Consider the following 17,106-nt stretch of genomic DNA (forward strand, 5'->3'; position numbering starts at 1 on the left):
TAATATGACAAACAAAGAAATTTTCAAGCTGACATCTCTGTCTTCAAAAGGCGGCTGAGGATGCAAAATTGGTCCTGAAGACCTGGCGCAGGTTCTGCGTCATTTACCCCGTTCTGTAGAAGACCCCAATCTCCTTGTCGGCCTGGATACTTCGGACGATGCCGGAGTTTATAAAATCAATGACGAAACAGCACTAGTTCAAACACTGGATTACTTCACTCCAATTGTGGACGACCCTTACATGTTCGGCCAGATTGCAGCAGCCAATGCCCTGAGTGATGTCTATGCCATGGGCGGTAAGCCCATTACAGTCATGAATATTGTCGGATTCCCTATCAGCACTCTTGATAAAAGCATTCTTGCCGATATTTTGTCAGGTGCTTCTGATAAAGTCCTAGAATCTGGTGCTGTTTTAGTCGGAGGACATTCGATTGATGACCAGGAGCCAAAATTCGGCTTGTCGGTTACAGGTGTTGTCCATCCAGAACGAGTGCGTTCCAATGCAGCAGCAAAACCTGGTGATAAGCTGATCCTTACCAAACCGATCGGTGTCGGAATCCTCACGACAGCCATCAAAAATGACAAGCTTCCGAAAGAGAATATCGAGGAAGTTATGCAAACAATGGCTGCCTTAAACAAGGATGCCGCTGAAGCGATGGATTCATTCCCTGTTAATGCATGTACAGATGTAACAGGATTCGGCCTATTAGGACATGCCATGGAGATTGCTGAAGGAAGCAAGAACGGCATCACTATTGAAAAGGATGCGGTCCCTATCCTGGACATGACCAGGGAGCTTGCAGAACAAAATGTCATCCCTGGCGGTACCCGCAAAAACCATAAGTGGCTTGCTGAAAGGATTGACTATGATGATTCTGTTTCAGAAATCGATCAGCTGATCCTTTGTGATGCAATCACTTCCGGTGGACTGCTGATTTCGATTCCTGAAGAACATGCAGAAGACCTGCAAAATGAGTTGAAAAGCAGATCCCTTTCTTCTGCCATCATCGGAACCGTTACAGCAGATCATCCTGGCAGGATACGTGTTAAGTAAAAAAGGGCTCATTTGAGTCCTTTTTTACACATTCCTTTTCTAAAAAATGGTTAAGACTGAAAGATACAGGCTATTATCAAGAGAATACCAACTAACATAAAAAGAGGTGCAGCTACATGAAGAAGAGTATATTTCTAACGTTATTAATTTCCCTTACCTTATTAATCGCAGCTTGTGGAAATGGAAATAACGGAAATTCAGAGGATAACAGCAATGAAGGCAATAACGAAACAGCCAGCGGTGAGGCCTTCACCATTGGTGTAATCCCTGTCCAAACAGAAGGTGCAATGGAAGGCGCAATGGATAAATTGCAAACCATCCTTACTGATAAACTTGGCAGAGATGTGGAAGTTGAAGTCTACCCTGATTACAACGGTGTCGTGGAAGCGATGAATTACGATAAAATCGACATGGCTTATTTCGGTCCGCTGTCATATGTTATCGCCCATGAGAAAAGCGGCGCTAAAGCCATCATCACCCAGCTGATTGACGGAGAGCCATTCTACCATTCTTACATCATTACGCATAAAGACAACCCGTGGACTTCCCTGGAAGAAATGCTGGAGAACAGCCAGGAAGTGAATTTCGCATTTGGTGACCCTAACTCAACATCAGGCTCACTCATCCCTTCCATCGAACTTCAAGACCGCGGTGTGTACCAATCTGAAGACGAACATGAATTTGCATCTGTCCGATTTACAGGTTCACATGATGCAACAGCCCTTGCGGTACAAAACAAGCAAGTCGATGCCGGGGCAATTGACAGTGCGATCTTCAATCAGCTTGTAGAATCAGGAAAAGTGGATGGAGACCAGATCAAGACCATTTGGGAATCAGAAAAATTGTTCCAATACCCTTGGGCCGTCCATGAAGATACAGATGAAGAAACAATTGAAACCTTGCAAGCTGCATTCCTGGAAATCGATGATCAGGAAGTTCTGGATGCATTCGGTGCAACAGGTTTTACGGAAGCAAGCAACGAGGACTATGAAAGCATAAGGCAGGCAGCCCTTAAGCAGGGACTTATCGAAGAATAGAGTGATACAGCGTGTGGTTTAAAAAGAGAAGCTTATTTACTTTTCTTATTCTAATCGTCTTTGTCTACTTCAGCATGAAGCTGACAGAGTTTGATTTATCCAAATTCAGAGATTTCCGTAATATGATCGATTTTTTATCACAGTGGTTCCCTATGGACTTCTCCCTCCTGCCTAAAATGATTGAAGACGGGCTGGAAACATTGGCAATGGCGTTTTTAGGAAGCTTTTTCGGCCTCCTGATCGCCTTGCCTCTAAGTTTTATTTCCGCCAGGAACACATCTCCTTCCTCCCTTCTTTATCATGTCTCCAGGGTGGGCTTAAGCTTTATACGATCCATTCCGGAAATCGTCATTGGACTTATATTATTGACAGCTTTGGGACTTGGCCCATTCCCGGCAGTGGTGGCCATCATGATTCATAACATCGGAGTTTTGGGGAAATTGATTTCAGAGCTTATAGAAGCGTCGGATTCCGGTCCCCAGGATGCAATGAAAGCGGTAGGTGCAAAAAAATGGTTTGCCTATTTTTTCAGCATCCTTCCCCAAATCTGGCCGAATGTCCTCTCCCACTACTTCTACCGTTTTGAAGTGGCGATCAGAACATCACTGATACTTGGTTTCATCGGAGGCGGAGGTATTGGCCAGCGTTTATTCAATGATTTCAAGACTTTCCAATATTCTTCCGTATCACTGGACGTTCTCATCATTATGATCATGGTCATCATCGTCGACTTCCTGGGAAGCTATGTCCGGAATAAAGTCATTTAGGAGGCAGCCGTGATGTTAAATTTAAAAGATATAAGTGTTCAATACCAAGGCTCCAATCATGCTGCGCTGTCTTCTGTCAACCTTGCTTTTGAGAAAGGCGATTTTGTTTGTGTCCTGGGAAAAAGCGGTGCTGGTAAATCCACTCTCATTAGGACAATCAATGGTTTGCAGCCCCTGTCTCAAGGAGAAGTGACATGGCAGGGGAACCCCCTTTCGTCCAAAACCGAAGAGGAAGCCCGAAAGGTCAGAAGGGAAATGGGGATGATTTTTCAGCATTTCAATCTCATCCCCCGCCTATCTGTGATGCAGAATGTGTTGACAGGAATGTTTGGGTACCGCTCCACTTTCAAGAATTTAATCGGCTGGTTTACCGCGGAAGAAATTCAAAGAGCAAAAGACGTGATTGCGGAAGTGGGCCTTTCCGATTTTGCCGACAGACGGGTGGAGCATTTGAGCGGTGGACAGAAACAGCGGGTTGGCATTGCGCGGGCACTTGTCCAAAATCCGAAGGTGCTATTGGGGGATGAACCTGTCGCCAGCCTTGACCCGGGCACCTCCAATCATATCTTCACTTTAATCAAACAGATGCATGAACAGCACAATTTATTGACGATCATCAACGTGCATGATGTTTCATTGGCAAAAAAATTTGCAGACCGGATCATTGCGTTACGAGATGGGGTCATTATATTTGATGGTAAATCCTCAGATTTTACCGAAACTGAATACCAGGAAACCTACGGCTCCGAAAATTATGAACATCTTTAAATGGAAGGAGTTCATCGTTATGCATAGAAGTCCTTGAGTGGTCGATTCCACAAGGGTCGTGTACGACTCTCTAGATAAGAATATAATCACAAAACTGGAAAAGAACGAGCAAAGGTCTGTTATGTTGACCTTCGATGATGGACCCGGTAGGGCTTTGCCTGAAATATTGGATATATTACACCAAGAGAATGTCAGAGCAGGGTTCTTTTGGCAGTCCCGCCTCCTTCACCCGGAGCGTCCTTGGAAGAGGGTCTTAGACGAGGGACATTTTATAGGAAGTCATTCCTGCAGCCATAAAAACCTTGTCCGCCTCACTTTAAAAGATCAGCTTGCCGATCTTTCCAAAAGCAAGAATGTCATTGAGGATGTGATTGGACAGGAAATCAAGTATTTCCGTCCCCCTTTCGGCCAGTATAATGATGACACCATCGCAGCTGCCAAACAACTTGGCCTGCAGACGGTGATGTGGAGAATTTCGTCCATGGATTGGGAATTGGAAGATGACCCAGAGCAAATCATCAAGTTTGTTACCGAAAACCTGGAGGACCAGGCAATCATTTTATTACATGAATTGCCGCAGACGGTTAAAATCCTGCCTGCATTAATTCAGCAAATAAAAGAACAAGGTTTCCAGTTTCAGATATTGGAACGATGACGCTTAGAGTGATAGCATTCTAAGCGTTTTTTTATTCAACACATTAAAAATTTACTTGACCTCCCATCTTCTTTTATAATAATAAATTGCAGATATGAATTTATAAGTAGATATTTTTATTAGGAGGCCAAGTGATGACTAGAGATCATAAGGATATAAACGGATCATTCTTTGAATGGGACCTTGATAATGGAGATATTTATTTTGAAAATGATGAAGTAGTTTTATTTTGGGTGAATACGGCTTTCAAGACACTTTTTGACTCTATAGAAGAAATTGCTGGCAGTGATGAAGCCAAGCTTGTATTGGAGACAGCGGGCTACCGTACAGGAAAAATCGTATATGGTTTTTATAAGGAATCCATTGGTAAAGTTGAAGATATATTAAAGAAGCTGCCAAACATGTATCTGACTGCAGGCTGGGGAAAAACCCATATTGAACAGGTATGCTTGTCCGAAAACAAAGCCAGGATTACCGTACGAAATGGCTGGGAATATAAAGTGAATGTTGCTCAAAAGAAGAATGAAGAAGGCACTTTCCTGCCGGGGCACTGGGCCGGCGTTTTTTCCGGTTTATTCAATGATACTGTGTGGTACAAGGTGACCAAAAGCCAAATCAAAGGTGAGGAATATAGTGAATATGAATTCTTCCCTTCATCGATGACCCCCTCTTTAAATGTCAACACGCTGATTCAAAAAAAGAAAAAGGCTGCCCAGGAGGAACTTGAAAAGGTCACTCGTGAACGGACCGAATTCTTATCCGATATTATTAAGGAGATTTCATCCCCTATAATTCCTGTCATGGAATCAATTCTAGTCATTCCTATGGTCGGCCGTTATAACGATTTAAGGGCAGAGGAACTGCTCAACAGGACTTTGTTGAATCTCCCCCGGTATAAAGCGACCCACTTAATCGTTGATCTGACAAGCCTCAAAGGCGTCGATGACTATACGCTGGACTTCATAGATAAGTTTGTACAAGCCACCTCCATCCTGGGGACAAAATGCATCCTTGTCGGAATTTCTCCAGAGCTTAGTATACAAATCACCCAAAGAGGTCACAGAATTAATAAAGTTCCCTGCTTCTCCACCCTTCAACAAAGCGTGATGCATGCTTTGGACGAACTTGGATTGGAATTGACCAAAAAAGAGCATTAGATCAGTCTGATGCTCTTTTTTTAACGCAGTGTCTTATAGAAATCTTCTATCGCCGCTTTCACAGGGACCTCCCCCTCTCCATGTCCCCTAAGTTATAATTGAACGATAATGGGAAAAGTAAGGGAGAAACTTTTTTAGAGGAGGCTTCAAGATGAAAAAATGGGCATTTGTTTCTGATTTTGATGGGACCATTTCAGAACAGGACTTTTACGACCTTGTCATTGAAAATCATTATAATGAAGGAAAAGATCTGTACAAACAATGGAAAAATGGTGACATGAAAGACATTGATTTTCTTCGTGAGGTATTTAGAAACATTAATGACAAAGAAGAAAATGTCATTAATGAAATACGCGACCTTCCAATAGATGAATATGCAATGAGCTTCATAGAAAATGTCCAGGCAAATGGAGGAGATTTCTTTATTCTAAGTGCCGGGACCGATTATTACATCAACCACCTTCTTGATCATTACAAAATCGAAAATGTTAAAGTTTATTCTAATGAAGGATACTACAAAGATCAAGGAGTCCATTTGAACCTGGACAAATCACATCCTCATTATCATGAACGTTATGGTATTGATAAATCAAAAGTCATCCAGGATTTGCACAAGGAATATGAAACGGTCCACTTCATTGGAGACAGTGAACCGGATACACATCCTGCAGAACATGCCGATTTGGTTTTTGCCAAGAAAGCATTACAAAAGATGCTCAGTGAAAGAAATATAGACTTCATTGCGGTAGACACGTTTAAGGACGTAGAACGTTATTTAACTGCTGAAGGATTCTTAAAATAAAAGATGACGGCTGCCTGGGACGGCCGTCATCTTTTATTATTCACATAGTGATTTTATTAGAATAAGCATCTTTCACATCAGCTGCATTCACATTTTTTAGGACATTAATGAAAAAAGAGATGATTCCGAGTGTTGCCAAAATGGAACCGATCGAAATGATCGGAACGGCCAATGATTGATTATGAACCACTATGAACAGACCGATACACATGATTGGAAGACCGATATTATGCAGCCAAAAGTGGATTTTCCCCAGAGTACTTTCTGCTGCCGCAGGAAACAAAACATAAATCAAACCAGCTAAAGCCAAAGACGCCCATCCAAGCAAATTAATATGGGCATGTGCCCCAGTATAGCCAAAGTTATGGACGATTGACATATACATGCCCAGCCCTACCCCGACAATTAAATAGAACACAGAAATCTTTAACAGCCTGGCACCCATGCCATTTCCCTCCCTCACTGTAAAATAATTACATTATAATGGTACTATACTCCCTACTTGATTTCAATGAGTTATCAGAAAATTTAAATAAAATCATTTTGATGAATACATCCCTTCGACCTTATAAGCAACTGCTTCTGTTAGTTCAGTTGTCAGTTCAGGCAAAATCGAGTTCAACAAAGGAGTCACCATTTTGGAGAGCGGTCCTTCGGCATTAATTTCAAGGTATCCCGTCATATTGGAAGCATTTCTTCCGATTGATTCAGCCTCAAAATACCCATTTCCTTTGAACCTTTCATTTATTCCGGTTAAATTGAATGTAACTTTTCTAGGCTCCTGCCACTCCGTTATATCCACCTTCAAGTGGATTTTTTTCTTCATCAGACCTAAATCCGTCTTGAATTTCCATGTCGATTCTCTTTCGTTCAGGATTTCATGATCAATATAACCAGGGACTAACGGTGCCCAAGCATCCATTTCACTAACAAATTTCCAAATTTCATCCCTTGAAGCTTCAACTTGCATTTTATGAAGGCCTGCCGGCATAGTATCTCCTCCCAGATGTCTTCTCGTCTTCTATATATGTTATTAGGAAAAGAGGGGGTTATTACTGAAATAAATTTAGGTCAACGTTTATAAAATTTGAAGCGTACTGGATGGATGAATGAGAGGTAATTCTTTTAGGGGCATAAAAAAAGAGAGCTGAATCAGCTCTCTCCTAAAAAATTAATCTTCAACGACTACCTTCTGCATAACATCTCCGTTACGAAGGCTTCTAGCTGTCTCAAGGCCAGACGTCACTTTACCGAATACAGTGTGCACACCGTTCAAATGAGGCTGCGGCTCATGAACGATGAAGAATTGGCTTCCGCCAGTGTCTTTACCGGCATGTGCCATGGAAAGAGATCCCGCTTCATGCTTATGAGGGTTTCCTTCCGTTTCACATGGGATTGTGTAGCCGGGACCGCCAGTACCTGTTCCATTCGGGCAGCCTCCTTGGCTTACGAACCCAGGGATGACACGATGGAATGTAAGACCATCGTAGAATCCTTCTTTCGCCAGCTTAGAAAAGTTTTCAACTGTTCCAGGTGCTTCATTCGGGAACAAATCGAATTCAACTTTTTCGCCATTTTCGAATTGTATGTATCCTTTTTTAGCCATTTGTTAACACTCCTATTCATTAGAAATCAATTTATATCATACCATGATTTTCTTGAGAAGAAAAAGATTGTGAAAGAATTAGTCGATTTTTCGTAAAAAACAGCATCGGACCGATTATTGCTTTTTGCGGGCCAACATCCTTGCAGAAAAGACATCTAATTGGCCCGATAACTCTTTTTACGGGCCATCACCCTTGCGGAATAGACATCTCATTGGCCCGATAACTCTATTTGCGGGCCAACATCCTTGCGAAATCACACTCCCACAGAGCGATCCCATAGCTGTTCATTTCCCATGAGAATCATGTTTTTCATTATGCGGCCACTCCCATGCATCCGCTTCGACCAAGCCAAGTAATCTCTCTCTTCTTTTAACAAGATCAGATAGAGCAATGTTAAACTCCTGACTGGACTTCACCGGCAGCCCATCTTCCCTTAAAGGCGTTAAATCCATGGACGGCGGGGTGTTGGAAGCGGGTTTAAAGAAGACAGTATGCAAAGTATCCAGATAATCCTTCACACTTGACCGTGCCTCTTGAATCCATACCTCGTTTGGTTTGTTTTCTTCTTTGATACCGAATTCATAAACGGTCAAAGCCTCGTCCAAAAGGGCAACTGCCACAGCTGAGGATTGGTCCTTATCCTGGGTATGGTAGTAATGCAATATGGGATAAGCTTTATGCTGCTGAGTCAGAGCGGTCAATTGTGAAGACTGATCTTTTAAAAACAAGTCGATATTTCTGAAGCTCTTGCCATCCCAGCTCCGCTTGACAATCGATACCCAATCATTCCCCTGCCCTGTAATATTTTTGGCGAATGCCCGTTTTTGGACCACTCCGCTGACTACTGAAACTACATACGAAACTGACAAAGTAATGAAAAGCATCCCGCTGCCTGTTGCAACTGTGGTCATAAGCTGCCAAAAACCTTTTTGGGGGATATAATCACCAATTCCCAATGTAAATACAGTAAATCCGACAAAATAAACTCTTTCCTCCCAGGAAGAAACAGGGCTTTTCTTTTGAGAAAGTAAAATGGAATCCGCATCAGCTGAAAAGACGAGTGTCCAGCCTCCCCACAGCATTAAGATCCACATGATCAAAGTCAGCGACAATATCAACGGCCCGGACAGCCTGAGTATTTTCGAATTATCTCTGCTGATTTTTCTCAGTGAATACCAGCAGGTTTTTCCAAGTCTTCTTGAAACAGGTCCTCCACCTCCATCCACCCAAATGGTTGTCCATAGAAGGTCGATGGCTACAAGGAAGAGAACCAGCACACCTAAAATCATATAGATCTCATTCACTCGCAAAACTTCCTTTCCAAGTACAAAGTTATTCTCCAATAGTTGTTTAAAATACCCGTCTGCTCCTCTCAACAAACATTATCTGGAAAGGAAACAATTCCCCCCTTCACGCGTTTAACATTCTATGTTAGGGTATAATACAGTAAGGCTCCTCCCGAATTCTATTCGCTTGTTGCGGGACACTTAACCACTGTACGGATCGGGAGGGGCCTTCTGTTTTTTGTACATACGACACTGCTTTGAGATCCTGCTTGCTGCCAAACTCCAGCCTGTTCCCGGCATCCTTGTCCGTTACAGGCGGCCCGAGGCAGTAAAGGATTTTTAGATCAGCCAAAAAAGCTTGCGGTCCATTGACTGCAAGCTTTTTTGGTATAAATTACTTGTTTCAAAACTCCTGGTCACCCTTTATACTGACAAGTTGGAGAGAGGAGAATGACTATGGCCGAAATGAAACAGTTTATTTTCTTTGATTTTGAAATGAAATGCGATAATCGCGGCATGGCTTTTGAAGAAATGGAAGCCATTCGCTTAGGTGCTGTTAAATATGATCTCCAGACAAAGCAAGTGACACACTTTAACCGATTCATCAAGCCGTCAGTACCAGATGCCTTGAGTGACTTTTGTAAAAAACTTACTGGGATTGAAGATGTTGACCTAGCAGCTGCAGAGCCATTCCCGCTGGTTTTCAAAGAATTCCTTTTCTGGGTCGGCGGTGTGAAGAAGTCCCGCTTTTTCTCGTGGTCCAAAAGTGACATGACCAGACTGAAAATGGATAGTACTCTCCACGGACTACATGCAGTGACCATCGAAAAAATCGAAAGCAGGTATGCTGATTTCCAGGAAACATTCACCAAACATGTTTCAAAGGATAATCTCTCCGTCGAAAATGCCCTTGCTTTATATGGCGTTGAATTTAAAGGTGATGCTCACAATCCTATGTATGACGCCTACAATACACTGCAAATCTTTCTTCATTATTATAGTCAGCCGATTACATCAGATATAGAAATGGTCAAAGCTTTTATCCTTCCTGGTGAAGAAGTGGACTTGGATAACATCAATGCTGAAGTCAGCAGCGCCTTGATTCAGGACTTCCATGAACTAACGGAAAATCTGCATTTTGCCTATCGTCTAAGAGACGCTAAAAAACTTATAAAAAAAGTGAATAAAACAGTTAAAAAATATGAAAATATCTTGATTAACCGATCAGGTATTTTTTCAAAGGATCTCCAGAATCTTGTAATGCTGTTAAAGAACTTCTACGACAACTTGAAAGATTCCTATCAGGAGCATTTCATCTGTTCATCGAGAGTCATGATCATCGATGATCAATCCATAAGCTCAATTAAGAATTTGAAGTGAAGCATCGCCGCTTCCTTCTACATACTCATGCCCTTTGTCTGACAAGGAGTACCATCATCATCCCAAAAAGGCCGACGACTCCTATTAAAGCACCGGTTAAAGCAAAGGGAAGACTTTCCCATCCGCCAAAAATGACTGCAGATAACAGGGCAAATGATCCACCCGCCAAGGCAATAACATAAAATACAGCAAACCTTTTTGATCTTTTTACATTTTTACTCAATGCCAGCGTGACGATCAACAGCAAAATACTTCCTATCACCAGCATGATACCCCTCCTTCACAAGAAAAAGGAATGGAGAAAAATCTCCACTCCGTCATTGAATCCACGTTACTGCATCAGTTCTGTGATCTTTATCAAACTGTTTCACTTCAACATTCGGCATCATGTCTTCCATCTTCGCGCCCATCTCAACCCATTTCTGGTCGGTGACAACCGCTACTTTGTTAAATTCATGCATGTGATCCTTACCGAACATGAAGTCCTCTTTCAATGCTTTCATGGAAAAATCCATGTCATTCACAACAAGCAGCAAATTCATATCTTCATTCGGCGTTTTCTTTTCATGAAAGGCCCTTTCGAATTCCTGCATGTCCTCTTTTGTATAATCACCATTCACTTCCACTTCCATGAGATCATTTCGTCCACTCGGAATAATGTTAATCATATTCATTCCTCCTTTAATAATGTCTCATTTTGTTTATACCCGGTTAGGACATAGGGTTAAACTTTGAAAACATATTCTGGTTTTGATCCATCTTGACCCCGGCCTCTACATAGCTTCTGACCAGCTTCCATTCCCCATCTGAATGCCTGAACGTATCAAAAAAGATATTTGCCGTCTCCATTGGCTTCCCATCTACTTTAATGGAAGCGGAAATGATCGCCATCGACTCGTCTTCCCTCAAAGGGAGCGTGGAAAGGATTTCTAACATCCACTCAGACTTGCTTTCTTGCACAAACTGGAACCCCTGCTTCCATCCCTCAATAGACTCCTCATAGCCAAAATCTGAAATCTCCCCGTTGGGCGTTATCTCCCTTGCCTGATAGGTATGGGAAATCATTTCTGACAGTTCATCCAGTGATGACCGCGACCAAGCATTTAGGAATTGTTGTAAAAAAGTATGAAATTCCATCTTGATTTTCACTCCTTTTGTGAATTCAAAACTGATCTAAAGGACTTTAGTGTTAAACTTAAAAGTTTGGTGTCCTTTAAAAATTCCCTATAGAACTTTAATTTAAAATCAAGTAACTTAAAGTCCTTTAAACTGTTTTTATAGGACTCTAGTTTTTATTTTGCTATTTTAAAGTCCTTTAAGCACTCTCTAAAGACCTTTATTTTTAAAATCATGTAACTTAAGTCCTTTAAACTGACTTTAGAGTACTCTAATTTCCATTTTGCTAATTTTAAATCCTTTAAGAACTTTCTAAAGACCTTTATTTTAACAATCATTCAGCAAAAGTCCTTTAAGCTGCCTTTAAAACACCTACATCTTTACCTTTCTATCTTAAAGCCCTTTAACCCTTCTTATAAATTTTCACAATTGAAAACTAATCAATATTTTTATTACAATCAATATAATAGGAATGATTTCCGTATCCAATCTTCTTATAGTGTTGTGAAAGGATGCGATAAATGGTTTTTTTGCTAAGGAGTCCATCACAAATTCCGTAAACAAGATTGTTTGTGATTTTTAAGCCAGGGAACAATAATCTAAATTCCTCGACCGTACGAAACACAGCTAGACCGCAGCTCTCCCTCCCCTTACAGTGCTGGCAGAAAACTGTTAGTCTATTAAATTCCTGATAAAACTCCCCACACCCCGGACAAATTATCCCCTTCCGCAGTTCCTCAAACTTATACTCCGGAATCCGGGAATGATCGGAAGACTCCTTATGAAGGGACAAAAGTTTCTCTCCAAGTCTGATATCTGATTTACTTATTTTGAGTGGTTGGTTTTGAAGTTTATAAATGAAACGGTTCAGTTGTGCAGGGTAAACAATGGAGCGGGTTTTCGCCGGGGGATTATCAAGGTGAAATTCGGGGTTAACAAATATGAGGTAGGATTCAACTGGGTATCGAAAGCCAGCCTGTTCAGTGATCTGTCTTATTAACGATGCGGCTCTAGAAACCTGTAGAATTGGATTTTTAATTTCCTTTCCACTCGGCGACCGCCACTTGCCTTCATCGATCAAAAAATCACCTTCATAGTTTTTCACCTCAAAGTGAAAAATCTTTCTGGAAGAAACCGCTAACGAGTCAATTTGAAACTCGCTGCCTTGGTGTTCAAGAAGTAAATCGTTTATGAATACCATATGATCTCTAACAGCAGTCACTCGTTCATCAAAAAGCACCTCTCCTTCGTAACCTTTCTCCGCAGAATGATAAGAGTTCCTTCCATTCTCATCCAATGAAGCTCTCGCATTCAAGGACCTTAATATTTTCAATTCTTCCGATTCCCTCCTATTTTTCAAGATCAATCAACATCTCTCCTTTCTATTCCATTTTATCCCATCCCAAACCGCTTTCCAATAAAAAGAACCCAGCTTAGACTGAGTTCAACGATTCCTTTCGTATACTCCCCTGAGAATCCTCGTGAAAAAATAGGAAAAATACACGACTCCCAGATCAATCAGCAACACATAAAAGTAGGTCATTCCCCTTCTAAGTTCCAAAAGACCAAAATAGCTCTCCAAAGGAGCAAAAACAAAGGTGAAAACCGCACTCATTAAAGCAGCATAAACTAAGAAATTCTTTTTCCGGCTTGTACAGTATTGATACAACAGCAAAAAACTTACAGGCAGTACCGATGCTGTCATATTCAATGAGTAGGGAAAAAGCGGCAGGATAAAATACTGGTGAACGAAATATCCGTATCTTTCAAGGGGGACATCCACATATGTCCAAAGAATATGTACTGAATACCCGAAGAAGAAGAGTTCAAAAATACGGCTGCGATCCACCGTAAAAAACAAGAGAATCAAAGGAGCCGCCAATAGTATAAGAACAACCCAGAACTGCCATGTCGTTAAGCTCGAGTAGTCACTCCAATAAGAATGAAAAAGTGAATTCAACTCATCCCCGGCTTCATACAACCTGGCCCAGTATTCTTCAAAGCTCATGAAAAATCAACCTCCACACTCAATTCGGTCTTTTACTATCTTTTCACCCGCCTCATGAATTATCCTCACCAGTAAAAGAACATAAAAAAACCGCGTACCATTTACGCGGTTTTCCTTATTTATAAACCCTTGCTGCCCCGTTAAACTTTCCTTCCTCAAAGGTAAGTTTATAAATATCAGGCATCTCCAACTGTTTCCAAAAGGCAAAATCAAAGGTTTTATCAAAGTAATTCATGATCAGTACCATGATATTACCATGGGTTCCTATAACGATATTTTTCCCTTCATATTCTTCGAGGACCTTCAGCAATCCTGCAATCCCTCTTTCCTGCGCGGTGATATTGGACTCTCCTCCTTCCCAGGAGAAAAACCAGTCTTCCCATACCTTGCTGATGGCTAAATCAAAATCATCCGCCGGCTCCGCGGTTAAAGTACGTTCCTTGAAAGCATCTGCAATTAAAATCTCCTTACCAAAAACATCTGCAGCTCCCTGGATGGTTTGTACAGCACGTCTATAAGGGCTTGATATAAACAAATCGATCTTTTCCTCCGCTAAAATCCCCTTGATCTTTTTCGCATCTGCAAATCCCTTTTCCGATAGCGGCCTCTCCAATTCATCAGGTGTATAAAATGAATGGGCATGCCTCACAAGATATACATTTGTTTTCATGCGCTTTCTCCTTTCAATCAAAAAATTTCATATGTGGTTTCTCGGCTCGATAAATAATGGTTTGCTGTTTCCAGGATTTCTGGCCGATTGCATGACGAATTTACTATAGGCTGCTGCAGAAAAATTTATATTCTCCTGCAAATTACATAAACTAAGTGAAAATCTTATCAAGTCAGGTGGCTCGTGATGAGAAAAGGACCATTGAACAGAAATTCCATTTACTTTTTCATACTAGCCTTGGTTCATCTATTTTTGCTGATAGCGACACTTTTGAGAAAAAAAGAGCGTATTACCTGGGTATTGCTGCTAACCAATATGGGAATGGCCTATATTTTTGAATATGTGGTCCTGAACTATCTTCAAGCCTATAAATACAAACCCTCGGTTGTAAAAACCCGGTACTTGGATAATATTTTTGGAGCTATCCTTTCTCAAGGTATATACGTTCCTATTGCTGCGACTTTTATTACCGTTTTTAACGGGAACTGGAAGTGGAGAGCTGGTTTCAGCTGTTATTTCTTTTTAATTGAGAAGTTGTTCTTGAAATTAGGACTTTATAAATTGAATTGGTGGAAACCCTATTTCACTCCATGTTTATTAATGATCTATTTTTTCATAAGTGACAGAATGTACCATGCTATGAAGGGGAAAAAGCAATGGGCATTGGCCACTGCCCAATACCTGGCTCTGGAGGTTATAGGGGTTTCTTTGCTTTACTGTACCGCTGCCAGCAGGAAACTCCGCTTCGGGCTCAGCAGATACCATTCATGGAAGGAACATTTCCTGATTGCTCCGTTGTATAGTTTGTCATTATCGTTCCTTGGTGTCCTGCTGTCCTTCAAGCATCATTTTTTCTATCGAATTGTCTTTCTCGGCGGCTGTATGCTTGTTGATTATATTCTCATTAAAATCGGAATTTTAAAAATGAAGACAAGACAGATTTTATCGAACATCCCTTTTCATGTATTCATGATTTTCCTATCCAGGCAATTTTACAAATCGATATACAAGTGGGGAGCTCATGAATAAGCAAAAAACTATCCAGAGGGACCAAAACTGGTTCCTAGGTTCCTCTGGTGAGATCCTCTATTCCTCATGCTTCTACTGATCCTTTTCCAAATACATCATTTTTCACCTTTAGGTTCATAATTCATTCTTACAAACTCATATGTACTTCCATTGGTATCTTGTTTAAAGGTTTCAATGGACTCAAAGCCAGTCTTTTCATATACTTTGATGGCCCTTTTGTTGAATGCAGCCACTGAAAGCGAGAGTGCGGATGTTTGATAATTGGCAATAGCAAACCTGATACCCTCAAGAACAAACTCCAGTCCGAGCCCTTTTCCTGTTAATTTCGGTTTCATCCCCAATCCAATCTCAAGCTGCCCTGCTTCATCCCTTTGAAAACAGAAATAGCCAATAAGCTCATCATTTCTTTCCACTGCGTAATAACCTGATCTGTCAGGACTTAGGAACTCTTCAAGGTCCTCTTGATCAGCCGTCATGTCATAAAAGGAATATTCGCCATCATACTTCCATTGAAAAGCAATTTCCTCAGCTGCATCATCTGTCAGAGGAGAAAACTTATACATGTCTGCCACCCTCTAGTCTCTTGTAGTTCATTAGTTCATTTCCCTCTCCTGAGAACAATTCAGGACTGCCCTCTTTTGTATAATGTTACCATTATGATAACTCGATGTCTTCCATTGATTTCTTTGAAGGCAATCGGGAAGGCTGTAAAAAATCACTACATAATCGGTTCTGAATATAGTTAAACTACAATAAGGAGGTGTTATTTATATGAAAAGAAAAAGTTCAGTGATTTCTGTTGCCTTTTTAACCACTACTACTTTAATAGGCATCGCCTTACTGCCTTTTGCTATCGTCAAACGCTCATTCAAAGACTGGCTGATTGTATTTCTAGTCAGTGTGCTTGGAAATTCCATGGCAGACCGTTACCTTGTTTCACAGGGGTATTTGCGATACAACATCAGACCTTTCAAAAAGAGATTCAAAATTCATCTGCCATTTGATTACATTCACTATCCACTTATGCTTCTTTATTACAATCAGTGGACATTGAACAGCAAGCCGGCAGGCATACTTTTTAAACTCTTTCCTTTTGTGATTCCACAGATCCTGCTAGAGACGATTGCGGAAAGAAAGACGGAATTAATCACCTGGAGGAAAGGATGGACTTGGTATCACTCTTTCATAACACTCATGATAAAAATGCTTATCTGCAGGGGCATCATTGCGTTGATTAGGATGATTAATAAAAATACGATTTCTGTAAAAGATACTCCATTTGCAAAAAACAGTTCTGGAGAGCAGCAATAAAAAAACGCTTCTCCCCTGAGAAACGTTAATAATTATGCTCCTGAAAATCTTCTTTTGTAAATCTTTTCAGGTGAATATCCCTGAGGATATTGATGATTGCCCGGAAAATCATCAGGAAACTTCCTGCAAGGAAAAAGCTTACAGCCAGTATCCTATCTGAATCTGTTACGAACAAAATACTTCCAATCATATAAAGGATACCAAGCAGGATATCGTTTAGGTATCCAATGATCTGGTAACGGTTCCTGATCACCATTTTTCTTTTTTTACTTAAATAAATTTGGACTGAATTATCATCAAACTCTTCCATCCGGTTTTTTAATCCTTTAAGCATTTGAATCACCTCTTGTTGATAAGATCACCGGGCTGATGAATTGTTTGTAATTAAATTTGTCTAGATATTCTTATTACCCTTAAAATATTCGTTTAAAATAATTATTTGTAAAAAAATTGAATTCC

Annotated in this window: 22 protein-coding genes; 10 read left to right on the forward strand and 12 right to left on the reverse strand. The window is 40.9% G+C overall.

The genetic code is table 11. The annotated features are described in order from the left end of the window. Nucleotides 1–4: 4 nt before the first annotated feature. The 7 genes from selD to ACOJQI_RS12945 all read left to right on the forward strand — a co-directional run bounded on the left by selD (nt 5) and on the right by ACOJQI_RS12945 (nt 6,240). Nucleotides 5–1,054, forward strand: a complete 1,050-nt coding sequence (selD, locus tag ACOJQI_RS12915) for a selenide, water dikinase SelD (RefSeq protein WP_421378403.1) — start codon at nt 5–7, stop codon at nt 1,052–1,054. A 116-nt stretch (nt 1,055–1,170) separates the two neighbouring features. Next, nucleotides 1,171–2,091, forward strand: a complete 921-nt coding sequence (phnD, locus tag ACOJQI_RS12920; RefSeq protein WP_421378405.1) for a phosphate/phosphite/phosphonate ABC transporter substrate-binding protein — start codon at nt 1,171–1,173, stop codon at nt 2,089–2,091. An 11-nt stretch (nt 2,092–2,102) separates the two neighbouring features. Further along, on the forward strand, nt 2,103–2,858 hold the full coding sequence (gene phnE, locus ACOJQI_RS12925) for a phosphonate ABC transporter, permease protein PhnE (protein ID WP_421378408.1): 756 nt from the start codon (nt 2,103–2,105) through the stop codon (nt 2,856–2,858). A gap of 12 nt (nt 2,859–2,870) precedes the next feature. After that, nucleotides 2,871–3,626 carry a phosphonate ABC transporter ATP-binding protein gene (gene phnC / locus ACOJQI_RS12930; protein ID WP_421378410.1) on the forward strand — a complete coding sequence of 252 codons (756 nt, stop codon included), beginning with the start codon at nt 2,871–2,873 and terminating at the stop codon, nt 3,624–3,626. A 37-nt stretch (nt 3,627–3,663) separates the two neighbouring features. Continuing rightward, nucleotides 3,664–4,281, forward strand: a complete 618-nt coding sequence (locus ACOJQI_RS12935) for a polysaccharide deacetylase family protein (protein WP_421378412.1) — start codon at nt 3,664–3,666, stop codon at nt 4,279–4,281. Nucleotides 4,282–4,415: 134 nt separating this feature from the next. Further along, a complete protein-coding gene (locus ACOJQI_RS12940; RefSeq protein WP_421378414.1) occupies nt 4,416–5,438 on the forward strand; it encodes an STAS domain-containing protein in 1,023 nt (340 codons plus the stop codon). A gap of 151 nt (nt 5,439–5,589) precedes the next feature. After that, nucleotides 5,590–6,240, forward strand: a complete 651-nt coding sequence (locus ACOJQI_RS12945) for an MtnX-like HAD-IB family phosphatase (RefSeq protein WP_421378416.1) — start codon at nt 5,590–5,592, stop codon at nt 6,238–6,240. A gap of 40 nt (nt 6,241–6,280) precedes the next feature. Here ACOJQI_RS12945 and ACOJQI_RS12950 read toward each other — a convergent pair whose 3' ends face one another. The 4 genes from ACOJQI_RS12950 to ACOJQI_RS12965 form a co-directional block, all read right to left on the reverse strand. Next, the gene (locus tag ACOJQI_RS12950) at nt 6,281–6,685 is read right to left on the reverse strand and encodes a cytochrome-c oxidase (protein WP_421378418.1); all 405 of its coding nucleotides are present in this window, start codon (nt 6,683–6,685) and stop codon (nt 6,281–6,283) included. A gap of 93 nt (nt 6,686–6,778) precedes the next feature. Further along, nucleotides 6,779–7,231: a CoxG family protein gene (locus tag ACOJQI_RS12955; RefSeq protein ID WP_421378420.1), complete on the reverse strand. Its 453-nt coding sequence runs from the start codon at nt 7,229–7,231 to the stop codon at nt 6,779–6,781. A gap of 180 nt (nt 7,232–7,411) precedes the next feature. Next, nucleotides 7,412–7,846 carry a peptidylprolyl isomerase gene (locus ACOJQI_RS12960; protein ID WP_421378422.1) on the reverse strand — a complete coding sequence of 145 codons (435 nt, stop codon included), beginning with the start codon at nt 7,844–7,846 and terminating at the stop codon, nt 7,412–7,414. A gap of 285 nt (nt 7,847–8,131) precedes the next feature. Then, nucleotides 8,132–9,151 carry an ion channel gene (locus ACOJQI_RS12965; RefSeq protein WP_421378424.1) on the reverse strand — a complete coding sequence of 340 codons (1,020 nt, stop codon included), beginning with the start codon at nt 9,149–9,151 and terminating at the stop codon, nt 8,132–8,134. A 438-nt stretch (nt 9,152–9,589) separates the two neighbouring features. On the opposite strand from ACOJQI_RS12965, the gene ACOJQI_RS12970 reads away from it, so the two are divergent. Next, nucleotides 9,590–10,513: an exonuclease domain-containing protein gene (locus ACOJQI_RS12970; protein ID WP_421378426.1), complete on the forward strand. Its 924-nt coding sequence runs from the start codon at nt 9,590–9,592 to the stop codon at nt 10,511–10,513. A 25-nt stretch (nt 10,514–10,538) separates the two neighbouring features. On the opposite strand, the gene ACOJQI_RS12975 is transcribed toward ACOJQI_RS12970, so the two are convergent. The 6 genes from ACOJQI_RS12975 to ACOJQI_RS13000 all read right to left on the reverse strand — a co-directional run bounded on the left by ACOJQI_RS12975 (nt 10,539) and on the right by ACOJQI_RS13000 (nt 14,307). Continuing rightward, entirely contained in the window at nt 10,539–10,781 is a 243-nt protein-coding gene (locus ACOJQI_RS12975; protein WP_421378428.1) for a hypothetical protein, read from the reverse strand. 49 nt (nt 10,782–10,830) lie between these two features. Next, nucleotides 10,831–11,181, reverse strand: a complete 351-nt coding sequence (locus ACOJQI_RS12980; protein WP_421378430.1) for an STAS/SEC14 domain-containing protein — start codon at nt 11,179–11,181, stop codon at nt 10,831–10,833. Nucleotides 11,182–11,224: 43 nt separating this feature from the next. Beyond that, entirely contained in the window at nt 11,225–11,650 is a 426-nt protein-coding gene (locus tag ACOJQI_RS12985) for a nuclear transport factor 2 family protein (RefSeq protein WP_421378432.1), read from the reverse strand. A 415-nt stretch (nt 11,651–12,065) separates the two neighbouring features. Then, nucleotides 12,066–12,995, reverse strand: coding sequence for a nuclease-related domain-containing protein (locus tag ACOJQI_RS12990; protein WP_421378434.1), 930 nt, complete (start codon nt 12,993–12,995; stop codon nt 12,066–12,068). Between the two features lie 78 nt (nt 12,996–13,073). Further along, nucleotides 13,074–13,637: a hypothetical protein gene (locus ACOJQI_RS12995; RefSeq protein ID WP_421378436.1), complete on the reverse strand. Its 564-nt coding sequence runs from the start codon at nt 13,635–13,637 to the stop codon at nt 13,074–13,076. 115 nt (nt 13,638–13,752) lie between these two features. After that, entirely contained in the window at nt 13,753–14,307 is a 555-nt protein-coding gene (locus ACOJQI_RS13000) for a histidine phosphatase family protein (protein WP_421378438.1), read from the reverse strand. A gap of 186 nt (nt 14,308–14,493) precedes the next feature. On the opposite strand from ACOJQI_RS13000, the gene ACOJQI_RS13005 reads away from it, so the two are divergent. After that, the gene (locus tag ACOJQI_RS13005; RefSeq protein WP_421378440.1) at nt 14,494–15,336 is read left to right on the forward strand and encodes a hypothetical protein; all 843 of its coding nucleotides are present in this window, start codon (nt 14,494–14,496) and stop codon (nt 15,334–15,336) included. Between the two features lie 95 nt (nt 15,337–15,431). Here the strand turns inward: ACOJQI_RS13005 and ACOJQI_RS13010 are convergent, their stop codons facing one another. After that, nucleotides 15,432–15,899: a GNAT family N-acetyltransferase gene (locus tag ACOJQI_RS13010; RefSeq protein ID WP_421378442.1), complete on the reverse strand. Its 468-nt coding sequence runs from the start codon at nt 15,897–15,899 to the stop codon at nt 15,432–15,434. 208 nt (nt 15,900–16,107) lie between these two features. Here ACOJQI_RS13010 and ACOJQI_RS13015 point away from each other — a divergent pair, with 208 nt between their 5' ends. After that, nucleotides 16,108–16,647 carry a CBO0543 family protein gene (locus ACOJQI_RS13015; protein ID WP_421378444.1) on the forward strand — a complete coding sequence of 180 codons (540 nt, stop codon included), beginning with the start codon at nt 16,108–16,110 and terminating at the stop codon, nt 16,645–16,647. 25 nt (nt 16,648–16,672) lie between these two features. Here the strand turns inward: ACOJQI_RS13015 and ACOJQI_RS13020 are convergent, their stop codons facing one another. Further along, entirely contained in the window at nt 16,673–16,981 is a 309-nt protein-coding gene (locus tag ACOJQI_RS13020; protein ID WP_421378446.1) for a YrhK family protein, read from the reverse strand. Nucleotides 16,982–17,106 lie beyond the last annotated feature (125 nt).

This window comes from Bacillus salacetis (genome assembly GCF_049177075.1).
GTDB classification, from domain to species: Bacteria; Bacillota; Bacilli; order Bacillales; family Bacillaceae_B; genus Rossellomorea; species Rossellomorea salacetis_A.